The organism is Bradyrhizobium sp. CCBAU 51627 (assembly GCF_028128765.1).
Taxonomy (GTDB): domain Bacteria; phylum Pseudomonadota; class Alphaproteobacteria; order Rhizobiales; family Xanthobacteraceae; genus Bradyrhizobium.
The window spans coordinates 649,648-668,578 of record NZ_LBJG01000023.1; the positions used below are offsets into that span (position 1 = coordinate 649,648).

An 18,931-nucleotide genomic window follows, 5' to 3' on the forward strand; every position below is an offset into this window, starting at 1 on the left:
CTACATGGCGTCAGGCGACGAAGGTATCGAGCTTGTCGAAGAACGAGCTCCATCCGCGCTGGTGGTTGTCGCGCGCGATCTCGTCGAAGAACTGGGCGTGATGGAAGATCATCAGCGTGCCGGCGCTGTCCGGCTTCAACGTGATCGTCACCAGCGATTCCCGCTCCGGCGTCGAATGCCAGGCCCAGGTGAAGACCAGCCGCTCGTTCGGCACCACCTCGCGGTAGATGCCGCCAGCCTCGAAATATTCGCCGTCGTCACGGGTGAACGAGATGCGGTAGCGGCCGCCCGAGCGAACGTCGAGCTCGGCGTTCAGCGTCGCCGGCTTCATATTCGGCGGTCCAAACCACTGCACTAGCTGCTCGGCTTGCGTCCAGGCGGCGAAGACCTTTTCCGGCCGCGCGCGGAGCCGGCGCGTGAGCGTGAGGCTTGGGCCCTCGATTGGTCGTCCGGCGGCGTTGACGGCTGCGTTGGCCACGGATTGTCCTCCACAAAGGCGGCAAGGCGGTCGAAGCTCTCGGACCAGAATTGCGCGTAGCGATTGAGCCAGTTCATCGCCCGCTCCATCGGCTGCGCGGTCAGCCGGCAGGAGACGGTGCGCCCGGTCTTCTCGCGCACGATCAGGCCGGCATCCGTGAGCACGTCGAGATGCTTCATGATCGCCGGGAGCGAGATCGAAAACGGCGCAGCCAGCTCGCTCACCGACAGGCTGTCCCGCTCGCCGAGACGTGCGAGCAGTGCTCGCCGCGTCGGGTCGGACAGGGCAGCAAAGGTGCGATCGAGCGCCTGGTCCTGATACTTAACCATAAGGTTTAGTATAGACCCGAACGCCACGGCGTCAAGCAGGAACCTGCACGACGGCTGCGCGGTCAGGCCGAATTCAGCGGAGCGCGATCAATACGGCGTGACAGGCCGCACACGACGAGGCGGTCGCGGCTGCGGCGTCAGTCCATAAGCGAAGCGCGGATTCGGACCGCAATACAGCAGCCGCCCGGAGACGCTGGCCTGGCATTGCTCGTAAGTGCTGTAGGCACATTCGCCGGGATAATCGAATTCCCCGCCCTGCGCGCACCAGGGGTAGTCCCGCGCCGCAGCAGGTGTCGCGGAGACGAAGCCGGCAAGGACCGTCGCGCCCAGGGTCAACAGCGCCAATTGCGTCGTGCGCATGATCCCAACTCCTCTCTTCAGGGCGCGAGATGCGCACCATGTAGCATTAGGTTTCGCCGCGCCGTCTTATTCCAGATCACCGCACAAGACTACGCAGGAAAAAGCCCGGCCATTCGGCAGGGCTCCATTCCCGGCGATCACAAGATCGCTACTCGACCTTGAGGCCGGCGAACTCGACGACCTTTTTCCATTTGGCGGTCTCTGCCTCGATCTCCTTGCCGAACGCTTCCGGCGTCTCGACCAGCGGATCGCCGCCGAGCTCGACCAGGCGCTTGGTCATGTCGGGCTCTTTCATCAACGTGTTGATCTCGTTATTGAGCTTGGCGATCAAATCCTTGGGCATGTTTTTCGGCGCACCAATGCCGAACAGCGCGCTCGCTTCGTAGTCCTTCACGGTCTCGCCTATCGCAGGCACGTCCGGCAGCTGCGGCGAGCGCTGCGCCGTGGTAACTCCGAGCGCGCGAAGCGAGCCGGAGCGGATGTGCTGGATGATCGAGGGCATGTTGTCGAAGATCACCTGCACCTGGCCGCCGAGCATGTCGGTGATCGCTGGCGCAGCGCCGCGATAGGGTACGTGCTGCATCTTGCAGCCGGTCATCGCCATGAACATCTCACCGGACAGATGCACCGACGTGCCGTTACCGGAGGACGCCATGTTCACCTTGCCGGGATTGGCCTTCGCATAGTCGATGAACTCGGCAACGGTCTTGGCCGGTACGTCCTTGTTGACGGTCATCACGTTCGGTACGCGCTGGAATGCGGCGATCGGCGCGATGTCGCGGACGAAGTTGAACTTGAGGTTGGCATAGAGTGTTGCGTTGATGTAGTTCGCCGGATTGATCAGCAGCACGGTGTAGCCGTCGGGCTCCGCGTTCACGACGGATTCGGTACCGATATTGTTGCCGGCGCCCGGCTTGTTCTCGACCACGAACTGCTGACCGACCCGCTCCGACAGACGTTGGCCGACCAGACGCGCCAGGATGTCGGTGGCGCCGCCGGGGGGATAGCCGACCACGAACTTCACCGGCCGGGACGGATAATCCGCTGCAAAAGCTTTCGACAGCGGGCCGGCTGCAAGTGGGGTGGCGGCGAGCAGGCCGAGCGCGGAACGGCGGGTGATCATCTCAAGGGTTCTCCCAGGTGTGTTCTTGATAGTCGCGTCGGCGGCGTTGTAACAAAGCCCGCCTGCTGCGGAAAGTGCGCAAGTTCCATGGTGACGAAAGGACAAGGCATGCCAGTCAAGGTTCAGGCCCTCGATCACCTCGTGATCAACGTCGCCGATGTCGCTGTCGCCGCCGAGTGGTATCGCAAGATCCTCGGCATGGAAGTCAAGGTGTTCGACCCCGGCGGCGGCAAAGCGCCGCGGACCTCGCTTCATTTTGGTCAACAGAAGATCAACGTCCGGCCGCGCGACGCCGACAAGGTGGAGTGGTTCACCGCCAAGCACGAGACTCCCGGCAGCGAGGATCTGTGCTTTCTCACCGCTTCGACTCCCGACGAGGTCGTGGCGCATTTGAGAGCACACGGCGTCGCGATCGAGGATGGCCCCTCGCTCCGGCAGGGCGCCCGTGGCACGCTGCGCTCGGTCTATTGCCGGGATCCGGATGGGAGCCTGATCGAGATTTCCTCCTATGAGGATTGACGCGACGGCGCCAGCCACACCCTCATTGCGAGGAGCTCGCGACAAGGTTGCGTAGCAATTTTGTGCTGATGCGACGAAGCAATCAAGACTATCTTCGCAGACGGATTCTGGATTGCTTCGCTGCGCTCGCAATGACAAAGGAGAGAGCATGCCGTCCTCCTCCCCGATTTGCGCGTGGCGCCATGTAGTGGCAGGAAGACGCAATCATTAAAGGGCAGTCAACGTCAGATTGCAGCTGCACGGGAGGATGCATGGCCATTCAACAGACCGCCGCCGGAATCGTGGGCCCGTTCGACGGGCTTGACGTGCCGTGGCTGCTCAAGCTGCGCGCCGAGCTGCGCCGCGATCATCCGTTCCTGATCTGGGCGCCGTTCGACGCGGCGGCGCGGCATTGGAGCTATGGCGAATTTCACGAGCGGGTCGGCGCGCTTGCGGCGGGACTCACCCGGCGCGGCGTGAAGCCGGGCGAGTATGTGCTCATTCACCTGGACAATTGCATCGAGGCGCTGCTGGCCTGGTTCGCCTGCGTCGAATGCGGAGCGATCGCGGTGACCACCAATACCCGCTCGGCGCCGGCGGAGATCGAATATTTTGCCGATCATTGCGGCGCGATCGCCGCGATCACGCAGCCGGCCTATGCGGAAGCAGTCGCGCAGAACTGCCGCAACATCCGCTGGATGGCAGTGACGTCACATGATGCCGGCGCCGCCCCCACGCAGAGCGTTTCGCGCGGTGATCGTTTTGAATCGCTGTTCGCCGACAGCGCGGACCGCCCGAAGCGCGCAAGCGATCCGCTGGCGCCGTGCAGCGTGCAGTACACGTCGGGAACGACATCGCGCCCGAAGGCGGTGCTCTGGACTCACGCCAACGCTCTGTGGGGCGCCAAGATCAATGCCGCACATGAGGACCTGCACGCCAGCGACGTGCACCAGACCTATCTGCCGCTGTTCCACACCAATGCGCTGGCCTATTCGATGCTGGCGACGCTGTGGGTCGGGGCGACCTGCGTGATCCAGCCGCGATTCTCGGCCAGCAGGTTCTGGAGCGTTGCGCGCGAGCACGGCTCGACCTGGACCTCGACGATACCGTTCTGCATGAAAGCGCTGCTCGAGCAGGGGATCCCGAAGGACCACAAATTCCGCCTCTGGGGCACCGCGATCAATGAGCCGCCGGCGTTTGCCGCGTTCGGTGTCAAGATCATCGGCTGGTGGGGCATGACCGAGACCATCACCCACGGCATCGTCGGCGAGATCGACCAACCCAATATCCCGATGTCGATCGGCCGCGCCGCGCCCGAGTACCAGATCCGCATTACCGATGATGACGGAAAGCCGACCGCAGTCGGCGACACCGGCAATCTCGCGATCAGGGGCATCCGCGGCCTGTCATTGTTCGCCGAATATCTGCACAACGAGACGGCGACGCGCGAGAGCTTCGACGAGCACGGCTTCTTCCTCACCGGCGACCGCGTCGAGCGGCTGGCGAACGGTTTCATCAAGTTCGGCGACCGCGCCAAGGACATGCTGAAGGTCGGCGGCGAGAACGTCGCGGCCTCCGAGATCGAGCAGGTGATCGCGATGGTGCCGGGCGTGCGCGAGGCCGCGGTGGTGGCGAAGAAGCATCCGATGCTGGACGAGGTGCCGGTCGTCTTCGTCATCCCACATGGCGGGGTCGCGGGTGCTCCTCCTGATTTTCACGAGCGCATCATGGCGGCTTGCCGCAACAGCCTCGCCGATTTCAAGGTGCCGCGCGAGATCAGGCTCGTCGACGACATGCCGCGCTCGACGCTGGAGAAGGTGGCGAAGGCGGAGCTGCGGAAAATGATCGAGTAGCAGCGGCGCCGGATCAGAACGAGCCCAGCGCCACGGGACGGAACGCCTGCAGCAGCTGCTGATCAAGCTTGCCGCCCATGCCTTCCATCATCGTGAACGCACGCGCGTGGGTGAAGGGCATGCGGTAGGCCCGCTTCTCCACCAGGGCGGCATAGATATCGACGATTGTCGTCAGCCGCACGATGTCGCTGATCTGGTTCGACGACAGGCCGTTGGGATAGCCGCTGCCGTCGAGGAATTCGTGGTGATGCAGCACCACGTCCAGCATCTCCGGCGGGAAGCCGCCCTGGGCTGCGAGCGCGTCATAGCCGCGGCGCGGATGCTGGCGGACTTCTTCCATCTCCTCGTCGGTAAGCTTGCCCGGCTTGTCGAGCAGCGCGGAGGGAACGAAGGCCTTGCCGACATCGTGCAGCAGCGCGGCGCGGGTCAGGCGGCGCTGGTCATCCTCGCGCATGCCGAGATGCTGCGCGAAGGCAACCGCGAAGCCGGTGACGAACAGGCAGTGGCGATAGCTGCCGACATGGTGGCAGCCGACCGTGGTGAGCCACTCGCGCAGCGAGGAGTGCTTGATCGCCTTCAGGATCCTGTTCTCGGCGGCGATGACGTCGTCGAAGGTCAGGGGGACGCCGAGTGGCAGCTTCTCGAACATCTTCGCGAGCACCGCATGCGCCGCCTCGACGCCGCGGTTGAGCGTCTTGCCGCGATCGGTCGCGTCATAGCTTGCAGTATCGGGAAACGCGGCGCGAATGCGCTGCAGGATCGCCTCCGCCTGCAGCGGCCGCGAGATGGTGTCGGTCGCGCCAAGCGCCCAGGCCTGCATGGTGCCGTGATGCAGCGCGTCGGCCAGCACGAACAGCCGCGGCATCGAACGATAGGCGTCGCCACGCAGCTTGTTGCGCACCCGCTGCACGCTCTCGGGCGAGCGCAGGTTGATATCGACCACGAGGCCGGAGAGATCGCGCGACGGCTGCTCGGGGATGCCCTCCGTCGTCACCGTCGAGACCTCGCCGACGGCCTTCAGGATGCCGGCAAGCTCGGTGCTCGCATCGCTGCGGTCGGAGGCGAGCAGAAGCCGGCGTTTGGCGGCGGATTTGGCTGGCGCGTTCATGGCTTCCCCAAAGCACGGGAGTGTCTTCAGCATCAGCCTAAGCCGGATCAGGTTCTCCGGCCCTTAAGAGGCGTGCTCAATGGAACCTGTCGGAATTGAGCGCAATTTTAGGGATCATGGTTCCCGTCGGACGGCGAAAACAACCCCACGCACAGTAGAACGGCCATTGAAAACAAAGGGGATTTTTGCCCCGCTGTCGTCGCCCGGCTTGACCGGGCGACCCAGTCCGCCGAGGCGGCGCGGCCGGGGCCGAGGCGGCGCGGCCGGGGCCGAGAAGCCGCGGCATGCTGGATGCCCCGGTCAAGCCGGGGCATGACACCGAGTGTGTGGGTGTAAACGCCCAAAGCAAATCCGCCGGAGGTGGCCCTCCGGCGGATCAGTTGTTCTTGCGCTGAAGCCCGGCCCTACGCCTTCATCGCCCCCTTCACGGCTTCCGCCGTGATCGGCAGCGCCCGGACGCGGGCGCCGGAGGCATTGAAGATGGCGTTGCCGATGGCCGGGGCGACGACGGTCACCGCGGGCTCGCCGACGCCGGTGGCCTTCTCGCCATTGGCGATCACGGCGACCGCGACCTCCGGCATCTGGCTCATCCGCAAGGGCCTGTAGCTATCGAAATTGGTCTGCTCGATGCCACCGTCCTTCAGTGTCGCCTTCTCATACAAGGCCAGCGACAGGCCCCACAGCACCGCGCCCTCGACCTGGGCGCGGATGTTGTCGGGATGCACCTGGGTGCCGACGTCGGTTGCGACCGTGAGCTTCTTCACGGTCACCTCGCCCGAAGGCGCGACGGCGACGTGCGCGACGCAAGCGGTCCAGCTTGCAGTCGCACGTTCCTGCGACGACACGCAGGCGACGCCCATGCCTTCTCCCTTGGGCAGCTTCTTGGTGCCATAACCGGCAAGGCCCATCGCCGCGAGCAGGGTGTTGCGCAGCCGCTGCGCGCCGCCATCGTTCTTGCCGGCACCGTCGAGCAGCGAGATGCGGAACTGCGCCGGATCCTTGCCGGTCGCAGCCGCAATCTCGTCGATCATGCTCTCGACCGCCCAGAAGGTCCAACCCGGCGCCACCGAACGGAGCTGACCCGACGGGGTGGCGTTGTGCGCCATCTCGTTCTTGATCGCCCGCACGTGATGGTTCGGCACGGTGTAGAAGAAGTCCGATCCGTTCACCGTGAAGCTGTCGAGCGGTCCCTTCTTGTCGACCGAGGGCGTGAGGAAATCAGGAATTCCCCAGCGCGCGGTCGGCCAGGCCGACACCACATCGTGGCTGAGCGCAACGAGCTTGCCGTCGCCGTCCACGCCGGCTTTCACCTTCTGGTAGGTGAGCGGACGCGAGAAATCCATCGTCATGTCGTTCTCGCGCGTGTAGATCACCTTCACAGGCTTGCCGACGGCCTTCGCCGCCTGCACCGCCGGCACCATCATGTCGGCATCGAGCCTGCGGCCGAAGCCGCCGCCCAGCCACATCTGGTGCATCACCACGAACTTCGGATCGATTCCGGCCGCCCCTGCCGCGATCGCGCCGGAGCGCGTCGCGAACTGGTTGCCGGAATAGATGTGGAGGATGTCGCCCTTGAACTCCGCAGTGGCGTTCATCGGCTCCATCGGCGCATGGATGTTGATGCTGGTGGTGTACTCCGCCTCCAGCACCTTGGCCGCGGTGCCGAGGGCGGCTGCGGGATCGCCGTCCTTGACGAAGAACTGACCGGAATCATCGAGACCCTGAAGCCGCTTGGCCTCGTCGAGCAGCGACTGGCTCGACAGTTTCGCATTCGGACCACCGTCGTAGGCGATCTTCAGCGCGGCCGCCGCCTTCTTGGCGTTGGCATAGGTGTTTGCGACCGCAACCACCCAGCCCGAAGTCGTCTGCGTCTTGTCGTCGAGGATGACGGCCTTGATGAATCCCGGCACGGACTTTGCGGCCGCATCGTCGACCGATTTCACTGTGGCGCCGAAGCGCACCGGCGGCGTCACGATGGCGCCGTAGACCATGCCCGGAAGCATCACGTCGATACCGTACTTGGCCGTGCCGTTGGTCTTGGAGGGGATGTCGAGCTGCGGCACCGACACGCCGATCATGGTGTATTGATCCGGCGTCTTAAGCTTGATGGCCTTGAGCTCGTCAGGTGTGAAGGTCTTTGTCGCCTTGCCGCTCTTGACGATGTCGGCAAACGACATCTGCTTCTTCGACTTCGGATGCGAGACCATGGAATCGCGAACGATGAGCTGGTCCTTGAAATAAGGCGGCAGGCCCATCGCCGCGGCAGCCGCCTCGGCGAGCGCGATGCGGCCGGCGGCGCCTGCGCGGCTCATCGCCTCGAAGTTCATCATGGTCGACCAGCTGCCGCCGGTGATCTGCGCACCCAGCACGGGGTCGTTGAACTTCGGGTCGTTGGAGGCGAGATTGACCCGCATGTCGCTCCACTTCGCGCCGAGCTCCTCGCAGACGATCTGCGCCATGGTGGAGGCGATGTGCTGGCCCATGTCGGCCTTGCCGCAGGTCACGGTGACGAGGCCGTCAGGCGAGATCGAGTACCAGACGCTCGGCTCGAAATTGGCGGGCGCCGCAGCGAGCGCCTCACCGACACCGGGCACGCCGGCATAGCCGAGCACGAGGCCGGTCGCGGCGGTGCCGACCAGGAAGGAGCGGCGGCTGAGATCGGTCGGCTCAGGGGTGACGTTCTTCACGTGCTGGTTCATGTGGGCCTCCGCTCGTTGCCGGCGGCGGATGCGGTGCGCATCTCGGTGGCGGCGCGCATGATTGCCTTCTGGATCCGCGAATAAGTCATGCAACGGCAGAGATTGCCGTCCATATGCGCGACGACCTCTTCCTTGGTCGGGTTGGAATTCTTCGCCAGCAGCGAAGCCGCCTGCATGATCTGACCGGACTGGCAGTAGCCGCATTGCGGCACCTGCTCGGCGATCCACGCCTTCTGCAAGGGATGATCACCCTTGGCGGACAGACCTTCGATGGTGGTGATCTTCTTGCCGGCGACGTCGCCGACCATGGTCTGGCACGAGCGCACGGCTTCGCCGTTGACGTGCACGGTGCAGGCACCGCACAGGCCGGCACCGCAGCCGAACTTCGTGCCGGTCATCTGCAATTGTTCGCGGATGGCCCAAAGGAGCGGCGTGTCGTTCGCCGCATCCACGGACATACTCCGCCCGTTGATCGTGAGCGTTGGCATAGGCGTCTTCCCCTGCCGGTGCATGAAGCCGCTTACGGCGGCAACTTGGACAGCGGACGCCCACCGGGCCGGCGCCCACCTTGCGCGGAAGAATGATCGCGTTCACGCGCGGAGGCAAATGCAATTTGGAAGCGATCGAAACTATCTCGGCATCTGGATGTTTTGCGTTGCGACAACGGTGCCGACGTTAGCGCGTGAACGCAACAATTGGCGCATTCAGACATGCGTGCCACAGCGCTCAGGCAGTTTCTTCGAGGTAACTTGGCGGAGTAAGGTGCATCCGCGTCACTAGAATGAAAGAACACGAAAGGGCAAAAGCAATGCCGAGGATCGATCGGGACGGCGTCGGGATCTATTACGAGATTCATGGCGATGGGCCGCCGCTGCTGCTCACGCATGGCTATTCCTCGACCTCGGCGATGTGGCATGGCCAGGTCGATGCGCTCGCGCGCGACCACAGGCTGATCCTGTGGGACATGCGCGGTCACGGCCAGTCCGATTATCCTGACGACCCCGAAGCCTATAGCGAGACGCTGACCGTCGGCGACATGGCGGCGATCCTCGACGCGGTCGGCGCGAAGCGCGCCATCATCGGCGGATTGTCGCTCGGCGGCTACATGTCGCTCGCGTTCTATCGCGCCCATCCGTCGCGCACGCGCGCGCTGCTGATCATCGACACCGGCCCCGGCTTCAAGAAGGACGACGCGCGCGAGGCCTGGAATGCGCGGGCGCTCGCCACCGCCGACAGGCTCGATCGCGAAGGCCTCGAGGTGCTGAAGGCGGCGACGCGGGAGCGTGCCACCGCCAGTCATCGCAACGCGAAGGGATTGGCGCTGGCCGCGCGCGGCATGCTGACCCAGCGCGATGCCAAGGTGATGGAGCTGCTGCCCAACATCACAGTGCCGTCGCTGATCGTGGTCGGCGCCGACGACACGCCGTTCCTGGCGGCGTCCGACTACATGGCGGCCAAGATCCCCGGCGCACAAAAGGTCGTGATCCCCGCGGCCGGACACGCCGTCAACATCGATCAGCCCAAGGCTCTTGTTGACGCCGTGGTGCCTTTCCTGAAGAACTTGCCGGAATAAACGGCGAGACGAGGGTCACGGCCATGAAACGGGCAATCCTGGCAGCGAGCGCAGCGCTTCTCGCAATGGCGGCGTCCGCGCAGGCCGAGCCGTTGGGCACGGTGCCGCTGCGCCGTCCCTTCGTCGACACCCTGTCCAACAACACGCCGCTGGCATTCGGGATGGATGCGGAGCAGACCGCGCATGCGCTCGGTCAGCCCCTGCAATATGTCCGGGGCCGCCCAGGCAACGAGGTCTATCTCGCCCTTCGCGACATCGGCGGTGGCGGATTGGTGCCGCAACGTCACCGCCTGTTCCTGCAATTCCGTCATGGACGGCTGGCAGGATGGAAGGAGGATTACGGCGAGAACTGGATGTGGGAGTGAGGGGCAAGAGCGAGCTCTCGCATTGACGATCAACCAAGAAGGACAACCCGCGTGGGACAAGACATCAAACTGACGGCCTCCGACAATTTCCAGCTCGGCGCCTATCGCGCCGATCCCTCGGGCAGGGCGAAGGGCGCGGTGGTGGTGATCCAGGAGATTTTCGGCGTCAATCATCACATCCGCTCGGTCTGCGACCGCCTCGCCGGCGAAGGCTATGTCGCGATCGCGCCGTCGATCTTCGACCGCACCACGCCGAACTTCCAGTCGGGCTACACGCCCGACGAGATCGCGCAAGCGCGCAAATTCGTCGCCAATCCCGACTGGGAGGCGATGCTGCGCGACACGCAGGCTGCGATCGACGCGGTCAGAAGCGTCGGCCCGGTCGGCATCATCGGCTTTTGTCTTGGCGGCAGCATCGCCTATGTCGCGGCAACGCGCCTGACCGGCCTGAAGGCCGCGATCGGCTATTACGGCGGCGCCGTCGTGCGCTTTGCGGACGAGAAGCCCAGGGTGCCGACGCAATTGCATTTCGGCGAGAAGGATGCCGGCATTCCCCTTTCCGACGTCGAGACCGTCAAGGCGAAACGGCCTGACGTCGAAGTGTTCATCTATCCCGGCGCCCAGCACGGGTTCCATTGCGACGAGCGGCCGAGCTACGACAAGACCAGCTCGGATATCGCCTGGCCGCGCAGCATGGCGTTCTTGACCAAGCATTTGACGAAGTAGCGGACAACTCCCCCTCCACCGTCATTCCGGGATGCACCGCGAAGCGGTGCAGACCCGGAATCCATAACACGGGGCCGGGGTTATGGATTCTCAGATGCGCAATTTGCGCATCGTAGCTCGCGACTTCGTCGCGGCCCGGAATGACGGACAGAAACAGAAATCGGGTGGCTGCATCACCGCGCGCGGCGATAGAGCTGGTTGATCAAGCGAGGTCACGCCGGGAGAGCGTCATGCAGCAGGCCAACACGGATATCGTCATTCGCAACCCGTTCGGCACCATGGATGTGCCGGCGCCTGATGATTCCGAAGTCTTGCACTATGCCATATCAGCCGCGCTCGCCGGCGATGCCGCCGATAGCAATGCGGCGCATTGGGCATCCATTCCCGCAGCATCCGATCCACTCGAGGGCGCCTGGGCGAGCCGCTGGAACGGCGGCGCCGATCCGACCATACCAGGCGATACGCCCGACACATGGAAGCAAGGCCGCGCGGAGGTTCGTGTGGTGAGCGACCGAATCTATCTGCGCTTCGACTGGGACGGCGGCCGACGCCACGGACTGATCGATGCTATCAGCGAGAGCGGCAATCGTCTGATCGGGAAGTACATCAACCTGACCGATCCCGCGATCACGCGGCCGTGGATCGGCCTCGTGGTCGACACCACGCGCATCGACGGATGCTTTCCGAACGGACGGCTTGATTTCAGGAGGTGAGGAAGGCCCGGCGCCCCACGCTCCGCTCTCGTCATTCCGGGATGCGCCCGCAGGCGCGGGCCCGGAATGACGAGGAGAGAGATGGGCGCTGACGTCTAGAACCAGCGCTCGCCGACGAACACGGTGTCGCCGGGGCTGACGGGCGTGCCGAGCGGCACGACGGCACGCATGGCGCCGCCGGCTTCGGTGTGGGTCACGGTGACCATGTCGCGCTTGGCGCGCGGCGAGAAGCCGCCGGCGATCGCCACCGCGCTTTCGACCGTCATGTTCGGTACAAAGGGATATTGGCCGGGGGCGGCGACTTCACCGAGAATGAAGAACGGACGATAGGATTCGATCTCCACGGCGACCGAAGGCTCGCGGATATAGCCGTTGCGAAGCCGCGCGGCGATCTCGCCGGCCAGCCCGGCGGTGGTGCGGCCACGCGCCGGCACCGTGCCGATCAACGGCATGGTGATGGAGCCGCCGGCATCGATGGCGTAGCTGTTGGTGAGACCTTCCTGGCCATAGACCACGACGCGCAGCTTGTCGCCGGCATCGAGGTGATAGGAGGAATCGTAGCGCATGGGCGCGACCACCGCCGGCCCCGCATAGGCGACCGGCACGGGCGCGGGACCCGAGGCAAAGGAATTGGTGAGCGCATCGATCGCGCCGCCGCCATTGGCAACGACAACCGGCTGCGGCGCGCCATAGGGCTGGCCATAGGCCATGGCGTCGAGATCGGGACGGGGCTGTCCGTAGGCGACGGGACCCGCGGTCTGCATGCAGCCGCCCAGGGTCAGCGCGGCGGACGCTGCCAGGATCGACCATCGAAACGCGCGCAGAACCCGCACTTGGAGCATCCCTACAAACGAGACAGCTCCAGTGATGCACTGGTTATGGTTAACAAAGGGTTGAGGGGGCACCCTCCCCTGGAGGGGAGGGTAAGCACGCGGGTCGCTTCGACTTACTACGCGCTCACACCGACGCCGATCGGACACGACACGCCGGTGCCACCTAAGCCGCAATAGCCGGCGGGGTTCTTCGCCAGATATTGCTGATGGTAGTCCTCGGCGAAATAGAACGGACCCGCGGGCGCGATTTCGGTGGTGATGGCCCCCAAGCCTCTTGCAGCGAGCGCCTTCTGATAGAGCGCCTTCGACTCCTCGGCGGCCTTCTTCTGCGCATCGGAGTAAGTATAGATCGCGCTTCGGTACTGCGTGCCGACATCGTTGCCTTGGCGCATGCCCTGCGTCGGGTTGTGGTTCTCCCAGAACGTCTTCAGGAGCTTCTCGTAGGAGATCTTGGTCGGGTCGAACACGACCAGCACCACTTCGGTGTGGCCGGTGCGTCCCGAACAGGTCTCTTCATAGGTCGGGTTCGGCGTGTGGCCGCCGGCATAGCCGACCGCGGTCGTATAGATGCCTTCGCCAAGCTCCCAGAATTTGCGCTCGGCGCCCCAGAAGCAACCGAGCCCGAACACGGCCTGCTCGAGGCCAGCCGGATAAGGCGGCTGCAATTTTGCGCCGTTGACGAAATGGGTGCTCGCGGTGGGAATGGCTTGGGAGCGGCCGGGCAGCGCGTCGGCTGCATCAGGCAGTGCGGTGGGCTTGCGCGTGAACAGCATGATCGGATCTCCGGGAAAACGAGCTGTGCATCGCCTGAACCAGGCGCTCAGGCGGCATGCTCGCGATCGAGTGGGAATATAGGTCTTTACGCAGCAAGGGACAGGCTTGTTACAGCGGCCTCGTTCGGGCGCTCAATCCCGGCGGGAACTGAAGGATCAATCCCGGGAATAGCCGATCAGCGGCTTGCGCGGACGGAACAGGATCATCAACACAATGCCGAGGAGGCCGAGGACGGCAAAAACCGGCTGGTCCAGCACGATGCGGATCACCGAGGTCCAGAGCCAGGGCGCCTTGGCCTCGACCCAAGTCCGGAAGGCCGATTGGCTGGCCTGGTTGATGTCGTTCCAGAACTGGCCGAACCGGGTGAAGCGCAGGGTCTGGTCGGCCACCCAGCGGGCGCCGTCATAGACCATGAAGAAGAACCCGCCGGCCAGCAGCAGCAAGCCAATCAGTCGGAAAAAGCCGCGGATCATAGCCCACCCCAGATGATCGTCCGATCGGACGATCTTCGAAACGCCGCCAGCCAATAGCCGGGAGACGGCAGAAATTCAACCTCATCAGGGCGTTACGGCCCTCCCTGGCGCGCCGGGAGCCCGCTTTTCCAGCCCCTAAAGCGTTGACGGTGCCAAAGACCCCCTCTATAAGGGCGCCAACTGGCGGCAGGCGCAATCCTGCCGCCGCTGTTCTTTGAGCAGTTGCAGGCTCTTTTGAGCCTCAGAGATAGCCGCAAGGCCTATCGCTCATGTTCCGGGAACGGCCCAGCAACCGAACACCCTAAATCAGAGCGTCGATTCCGCGGTCAAGCTGCCGGCGCTACCCGACCAAGACGCGACCGGTACCCGCAAAGGACATTGAGACCATGGCCAATACCACTTCCGCCAAGAAAGCGACGCGCAAGATCGCCCGCCGCACCGCCGTCAACAAGTCGCGCCGTACCCAGATGCGCGGCGCCGTCCGTAACGTCGAAGAAGCGATCAAGACCGGCGATCGCGCCGCCGCCGTCAAGGCGCTGGCCACTGCCGAGCCCGCCCTGATGCGCGCCGCCCAGCGCAACATCATTCACAAGAACAACGCCAGCCGCAAAGTCTCGCGCCTCACCGCGCAGATCGCCAAGCTCGCCAAGTAAGTCTGCGAAGCAACTTCGCGAGATCATTTCGCGAAGTAAAGTTCGCAGCGCGGCCCGGTCGCCTCATTCGATCGCGGTTGAAGCAATCGGACATCGCACACGTCAATCAGCCCGGCTTTCACGCCGGGCTTTTTTGTTGCCTGTCACAATTCACGCTTGCGGTCTCCGAGCGACAAGCTTGCGTTGGGAGAGTCTCGTCCCCTGCGCCAAGCTGCGTCCGTAGTTCTACCAGCCAGTGTTTTTGCAACAGCGGAAACTTTCACTGCGCTGCGAAAAACCGCTGCGGCACGGGCTTAAGTTGAATTTGCAGGCGCTGAAGTTCTGCACACCGTAGTTTTCCCGGAACACGGGTTACCCTGCAAAACGAGACTCGAAAAACGGTGTCTCGCTAATCACTTATCGACATAGCGCGGACAAGCATTTGGAAAATTCGCCCACAACTCGCGCGCGTGACGATTTTGTAAAAATTTTTTGGCGATGGGGGAGTCTTTGTCACATGACGCACCGCGTTTTCGAATCTGTGCACGAATCCAAAAACTTGGTCTCGAGCCTGTGCACAACTCGTGCGCGGCGTTAACGCTGGTCAAGTTTTTTGATGCCTCAAGTGTGAATCAATTTCGTTGCGAGTCTTTCCGCTTAGTGTATTCCTTAAGTCGTTCGCGGCGCCCACGATCTTGAGACCAGCGCGGTTTAAGAAACGGGGCGAGCGTGCAAATCGGCGGCGGTGAGCACGTAGGCGACGCTTCAACAAGCGATTGTCGGATCAAGCCCATAGCAATATGGGAACGGCAGGTCTTTGTCTTGATGTCTCCAAACGGGATTTTAGCGATCCCGTTCGCGCCAGACGGCAATGAGAGACACATCGAGGCTGCCCCGACATACGCGAAGACGAAGCCGAGCGGACGACACGAGCAGACGGGCAGGACATCCGCGACTTAAGGATAGCGCGGGAGTTCTTTTACGCAGGACCTTGCCGTGAGCGATCACGGCAGGACGGGGAGGTATCATGTCCTACGGATTCAACGCGGTATTGACTGTGGCTACATCGTGCAACGATGCCGTTTCCAATCCGTCCTGTGACCATCCTCCGTGTGAGAGCGCATCGAGTACGCGCTGACCTCGCGAACCCTCCATCTTCGACATCGCTGATCTGACCCGCGGCGCTGGCGCCGAACGGTCGAGCTGTGCCTGAAAAGATGGACTCGCTTGAGGTCGCGCCATGGCCGAGATCCTGGAGGAACTCCGCATGGCGCTCACCACGCAACCTTATCTCTCAAGAAAAGTTTTCAAATGATGACGAACCCGGAACAGGATCGCTGGTCACGTGTGAAGAATCGCTTGCGCTCGAACGTTGGCGAAGACGTCTATACGAGCTGGTTTGCGCGCATGGATCTCGAAGGCGTGCAGGACGAGAGCGTGCGGCTCTCGGTCCCCACGCGCTTCCTGAAGAGCTGGATCCAGGCCCATTATGCCGAGCGCGTGCTGTCGTGCTGGCAGGCCGAGATGCCGGAAGTACATCGCATCGACCTCACCGTTCGCTCCGCGGTGCGCCCCGTGGTGCAGGCGAAGGAAGCGCCCGTGCCGGTCGAAGTCCGCCGCGCCCCTGCGCCGGAATTGCGCTCGACCGCGACCGCGCCGGTCTCTGCCAATCATGACGCACTCGGCGGCTCGCCGCTCGATCCGCGCCTGACCTTTGCGAGCTTCGTCGTCGGCCGCTCCAACACGCTGGCCCATGCGGCCGCGCGTCAGGTCGCCGAAGGACGCCGCGGCGATCCCGTCATGTTCAACCCGCTCTACATCCACGCCGGCGTTGGCCTCGGCAAGACGCATCTGCTCCAGGCGGTGACCTGGGCCGGCAATTCCGGCAACGAGCGCAAGGTGCTGTATCTCACCGCAGAAAAATTCATGTACGGCTTCGTCGCCGCGCTGAAGACGCAGACGGCGCTGGCCTTCAAGGAAGCGCTGCGCGGCATCGACGTGCTCGTGATCGACGATCTCCAGTTCCTGCAGGGCAAGTCGACACAGGCCGAGTTTTGTCACACGCTGAATGCGCTGATCGACGCCGGCCGTCAGGTCGTGATCGCGGCCGACCGTCCCCCGTCCGATCTCGAAAGCCTCGACGACCGTGTCCGCTCGCGGCTCGCCGGCGGCCTCGTGGTCGAGATGGGCTCGCTCGGCGAGGAGCTGCGCCACGGCATTCTCAAGTCGCGCGTTGCAGCGGCCCGCACCCATCATGCGACTTTCGACGTACCGGAAGACGTGCTGCAGTATCTGGCGCGCGCCATCACCCATAACGGCCGCGACCTCGAGGGCGCAATCAATCGCCTGTTGGCGCATTCCAAACTGAACAACCAGCCGGTGACGCTGGAGATGGCCGAGCGCGAGGTACGCGATTTGATCCGCCCCTCGGAGCCGAAGCGGATCAAGATCGAGGATATCCAGCGCGTGGTGGCGCGGCAGTATAATGTCAGCCGCTCCGACCTCTTGTCCTCGCGCCGCACCGCGAACGTGGTGCGCCCGCGCCAGGTCGCGATGTATCTCGCCAAGACCCTGACCCTGCGCTCGCTCCCCGAGATCGGCCGCCGCTTCGGTGGCCGCGACCACACCACGGTGCTGCACGCCGTGCGCAAGATCGAGGCCCTGGTCTCCAGGGACAACGCGCTGTCCGAGGAAGTGGAGTCGCTGAAGCGCCAGCTTCAGGAATAAACGCCTAAGGCTCTCCTGCCATCCTGCCGCCGCCCGGCCTCGCCCGGGCGGCGGCTTTCGTCTGGGCGGTAAATCGTGGGAATCGTGCGGAACCGGCCGTCAATCCCTTGAACCGGATGGCTTTCCGCGCCACCTTGCGCGACCCTGACGGCTTTGGTCATATCGGCTCGATGACCCCGGCCTTCCGGGGTCTTCGGTGCCGCGGCGCGCTGTCCTCCGCCCGGCTTTTTCCATCTTTGGGGATCGGGCGAGTAGTGCAATGAAGGTTACGGTCGAACGCGCGCAACTCCTGAAATCGCTGGGCCATGTTCACCGCGTGGTCGAGCGCCGCAACACGATTCCGATCCTGGGCAACGTGCTGGTCCGCGCCGAGAACGCGAAATTGTCGCTGAAGGCGACCGACCTCGACCTCGAGGTGACCGAGACGCTGCCGGCGGAAACCGCCACGGCCGGCTCGACCACCGTGCCGGCGCACATGTTCTACGACATCGTGCGCAAGCTGCCTGATGGTTCGCAGATCGTGCTGGAAGCCGACGGCGACCGCGCCGTGCTGGCGATCCGCGCCGGCCGCTCGCGCTTTACGCTGCAGACCCTGCCGGAGAATGATTTCCCCGACCTCGCCGCCGGCGATCTGTCGCACGCGTTCAATCTCGCCGCCAAGGACGTCAAGCGGCTGATCGACCGCACCCAGTTCGCGATCTCGACCGAAGAGACGCGCTATTACCTCAACGGCATCTATCTGCATGCCGCGGGCACCGCGAAGGCCGCGACCCTGCGCGGCGTCGCCACCGACGGCCACCGCCTTGCCCAGCTCGACCTGGTGCAGCCCAAAGGCGCCGAGGGCATGCCGGGCGTGATCGTGCCGCGCAAGACCGTCGGCGAGGTGCAGCGCCTGATCGAGGACGCCGAAGCCGAAATGACGATCGAGCTGTCGCAGGCGAAAATCCGCTTTACGATCGGCAACGTCGTGCTGACCTCAAAACTGATCGACGGCACCTTCCCCGATTACGGCCGCGTCATCCCGCAGGGCAATGACAAGGAGCTCGTCGTCGACAAGAAGGATTTCGAGAACGCGGTCGACCGCGTCTCCACCATCTCCAGCGAGCGCGGCCGCGCGGTGAAATTGTCGCTGTCGCCGGGCAAGCTGATGTTGTCGGTGACCAATCCCGATTCCGGCAGCGCGACCGAAGAGCTCGAGGTCGAATATGCCTCCGACGCGCTCGATATCGGCTTCAACTCCCGCTACCTGCTCGACATCGCCGCGCAGATCGAAGGCGACGTCGCAGTGCTCCGCCTCGCCGACCCCGGCTCGCCCACCCTGGTGCAAGACAAGGACGACAAGAGCGCACTCTACGTGCTGATGCCGATGCGGGTGTGAGGGACTTGGTCCTCCTCTCGCGACACTTTCTGCGTGGAGACAACCCCTCACCCGGCTTCGCTGCGCGAAGCGACCCTCTCCCACAAGGGGAGAGGGTAAGGCGACAGCTTTCCCTGTTGAAACAAGCGCGATGCACGTTGCTGTGCCCTCTCCCCTTGTGGGAGAGGGCATCTCCACCAGCGGATACGCACTAGGTCGGGTGAGCGACTATCTCTGTTGTCAAGTTGCATTAGCGTAGGTGGTACGCGCATCGCGAGCTTTGGCGTTGAGGCGAACGAGAAGCTTTCGG

The 18,931-nt window shown here is 64.0% G+C and carries 19 protein-coding genes; 9 read left to right on the forward strand and 10 right to left on the reverse strand.

Features of this window, described 5'->3' with window-relative positions:
* Window positions 1–10: 10 nt before the first annotated feature.
* From XH88_RS14850 to XH88_RS14865, 4 genes are all read right to left on the reverse strand, one after another.
* A complete protein-coding gene (locus XH88_RS14850; protein ID WP_271669029.1) occupies window positions 11–355 on the reverse strand; it encodes an SRPBCC family protein in 345 nt (114 codons plus the stop codon).
* On the reverse strand, window positions 355–807 hold the full coding sequence (locus tag XH88_RS14855; protein WP_271669030.1) for an ArsR/SmtB family transcription factor: 453 nt from the start codon (window positions 805–807) through the stop codon (window positions 355–357). The genes XH88_RS14850 and XH88_RS14855 overlap by 1 nt, the downstream gene beginning before the upstream one ends.
* An 87-nt stretch (window positions 808–894) precedes the next feature.
* Window positions 895–1,167 (reverse strand): DUF3551 domain-containing protein, encoded by a 273-nt coding sequence (locus tag XH88_RS14860; protein ID WP_271669031.1) that lies wholly within the window; start codon window positions 1,165–1,167, stop codon window positions 895–897.
* A gap of 148 nt (window positions 1,168–1,315) precedes the next feature.
* Window positions 1,316–2,290 carry a Bug family tripartite tricarboxylate transporter substrate binding protein gene (locus XH88_RS14865; RefSeq protein WP_271669032.1) on the reverse strand — a complete coding sequence of 325 codons (975 nt, stop codon included), beginning with the start codon at window positions 2,288–2,290 and terminating at the stop codon, window positions 1,316–1,318.
* A 108-nt stretch (window positions 2,291–2,398) separates the two neighbouring features.
* Between XH88_RS14865 and XH88_RS14870 the strand changes: the two genes are divergently transcribed.
* Together XH88_RS14870 and XH88_RS14875 are read left to right on the forward strand one after the other, a co-directional pair.
* Window positions 2,399–2,809, forward strand: coding sequence for a VOC family protein (locus tag XH88_RS14870; RefSeq protein ID WP_271669033.1), 411 nt, complete (start codon window positions 2,399–2,401; stop codon window positions 2,807–2,809).
* Window positions 2,810–3,060: 251 nt separating this feature from the next.
* Window positions 3,061–4,641 (forward strand): AMP-binding protein, encoded by a 1,581-nt coding sequence (locus tag XH88_RS14875; RefSeq protein WP_271669034.1) that lies wholly within the window; start codon window positions 3,061–3,063, stop codon window positions 4,639–4,641.
* A 13-nt stretch (window positions 4,642–4,654) separates the two neighbouring features.
* Here XH88_RS14875 and XH88_RS14880 read toward each other — a convergent pair whose 3' ends face one another.
* From XH88_RS14880 to XH88_RS14890, 3 genes are all read right to left on the reverse strand, one after another.
* The gene (locus XH88_RS14880) at window positions 4,655–5,749 is read right to left on the reverse strand and encodes an HD-GYP domain-containing protein (protein WP_271669035.1); all 1,095 of its coding nucleotides are present in this window, start codon (window positions 5,747–5,749) and stop codon (window positions 4,655–4,657) included.
* A gap of 404 nt (window positions 5,750–6,153) precedes the next feature.
* The gene (locus tag XH88_RS14885; protein ID WP_271669036.1) at window positions 6,154–8,448 is read right to left on the reverse strand and encodes a xanthine dehydrogenase family protein molybdopterin-binding subunit; all 2,295 of its coding nucleotides are present in this window, start codon (window positions 8,446–8,448) and stop codon (window positions 6,154–6,156) included.
* Window positions 8,445–8,936: a (2Fe-2S)-binding protein gene (locus XH88_RS14890; RefSeq protein ID WP_057754010.1), complete on the reverse strand. Its 492-nt coding sequence runs from the start codon at window positions 8,934–8,936 to the stop codon at window positions 8,445–8,447. Before XH88_RS14890 ends, XH88_RS14885 begins: the two co-directional genes overlap by 4 nt.
* Window positions 8,937–9,256: 320 nt before the next feature.
* On the opposite strand from XH88_RS14890, the gene XH88_RS14895 reads away from it, so the two are divergent.
* The 4 genes from XH88_RS14895 (at window position 9,257) to XH88_RS14910 (ending at window position 11,825) form a co-directional block, all read left to right on the forward strand.
* The gene (locus tag XH88_RS14895) at window positions 9,257–10,021 is read left to right on the forward strand and encodes an alpha/beta fold hydrolase (RefSeq protein ID WP_271669037.1); all 765 of its coding nucleotides are present in this window, start codon (window positions 9,257–9,259) and stop codon (window positions 10,019–10,021) included.
* 23 nt (window positions 10,022–10,044) lie between these two features.
* Complete coding sequence (locus tag XH88_RS14900; protein ID WP_271669038.1) at window positions 10,045–10,386, forward strand: hypothetical protein; 342 nt, start codon at window positions 10,045–10,047, stop codon at window positions 10,384–10,386.
* A 51-nt stretch (window positions 10,387–10,437) separates the two neighbouring features.
* A complete protein-coding gene (locus tag XH88_RS14905) occupies window positions 10,438–11,112 on the forward strand; it encodes a dienelactone hydrolase family protein (protein ID WP_271669039.1) in 675 nt (224 codons plus the stop codon).
* A gap of 230 nt (window positions 11,113–11,342) precedes the next feature.
* Complete coding sequence (locus tag XH88_RS14910; RefSeq protein WP_271669040.1) at window positions 11,343–11,825, forward strand: hypothetical protein; 483 nt, start codon at window positions 11,343–11,345, stop codon at window positions 11,823–11,825.
* Window positions 11,826–11,920: 95 nt separating this feature from the next.
* Here the strand turns inward: XH88_RS14910 and XH88_RS14915 are convergent, their stop codons facing one another.
* From XH88_RS14915 to XH88_RS14925, 3 genes are all read right to left on the reverse strand, one after another.
* Window positions 11,921–12,658 carry a polysaccharide biosynthesis/export family protein gene (locus XH88_RS14915; RefSeq protein ID WP_271669041.1) on the reverse strand — a complete coding sequence of 246 codons (738 nt, stop codon included), beginning with the start codon at window positions 12,656–12,658 and terminating at the stop codon, window positions 11,921–11,923.
* A 116-nt stretch (window positions 12,659–12,774) separates the two neighbouring features.
* Complete coding sequence (gene msrA, locus XH88_RS14920; protein ID WP_271669042.1) at window positions 12,775–13,431, reverse strand: peptide-methionine (S)-S-oxide reductase MsrA; 657 nt, start codon at window positions 13,429–13,431, stop codon at window positions 12,775–12,777.
* 156 nt (window positions 13,432–13,587) lie between these two features.
* Complete coding sequence (locus XH88_RS14925) at window positions 13,588–13,905, reverse strand: hypothetical protein (protein ID WP_271669043.1); 318 nt, start codon at window positions 13,903–13,905, stop codon at window positions 13,588–13,590.
* A 386-nt stretch (window positions 13,906–14,291) separates the two neighbouring features.
* Here XH88_RS14925 and rpsT point away from each other — a divergent pair, with 386 nt between their 5' ends.
* The 3 genes from rpsT to dnaN all read left to right on the forward strand — a co-directional run bounded on the left by rpsT (window position 14,292) and on the right by dnaN (window position 18,642).
* Window positions 14,292–14,558: a 30S ribosomal protein S20 gene (gene rpsT / locus XH88_RS14930; protein ID WP_271669044.1), complete on the forward strand. Its 267-nt coding sequence runs from the start codon at window positions 14,292–14,294 to the stop codon at window positions 14,556–14,558.
* Between the two features lie 1,293 nt (window positions 14,559–15,851).
* Window positions 15,852–17,264, forward strand: coding sequence for a chromosomal replication initiator protein DnaA (dnaA, locus tag XH88_RS14935; RefSeq protein ID WP_271669069.1), 1,413 nt, complete (start codon window positions 15,852–15,854; stop codon window positions 17,262–17,264).
* A gap of 259 nt (window positions 17,265–17,523) precedes the next feature.
* Entirely contained in the window at window positions 17,524–18,642 is a 1,119-nt protein-coding gene (gene dnaN, locus XH88_RS14940) for a DNA polymerase III subunit beta (protein ID WP_271669045.1), read from the forward strand.
* Window positions 18,643–18,931: the final 289 nt, after the last annotated feature.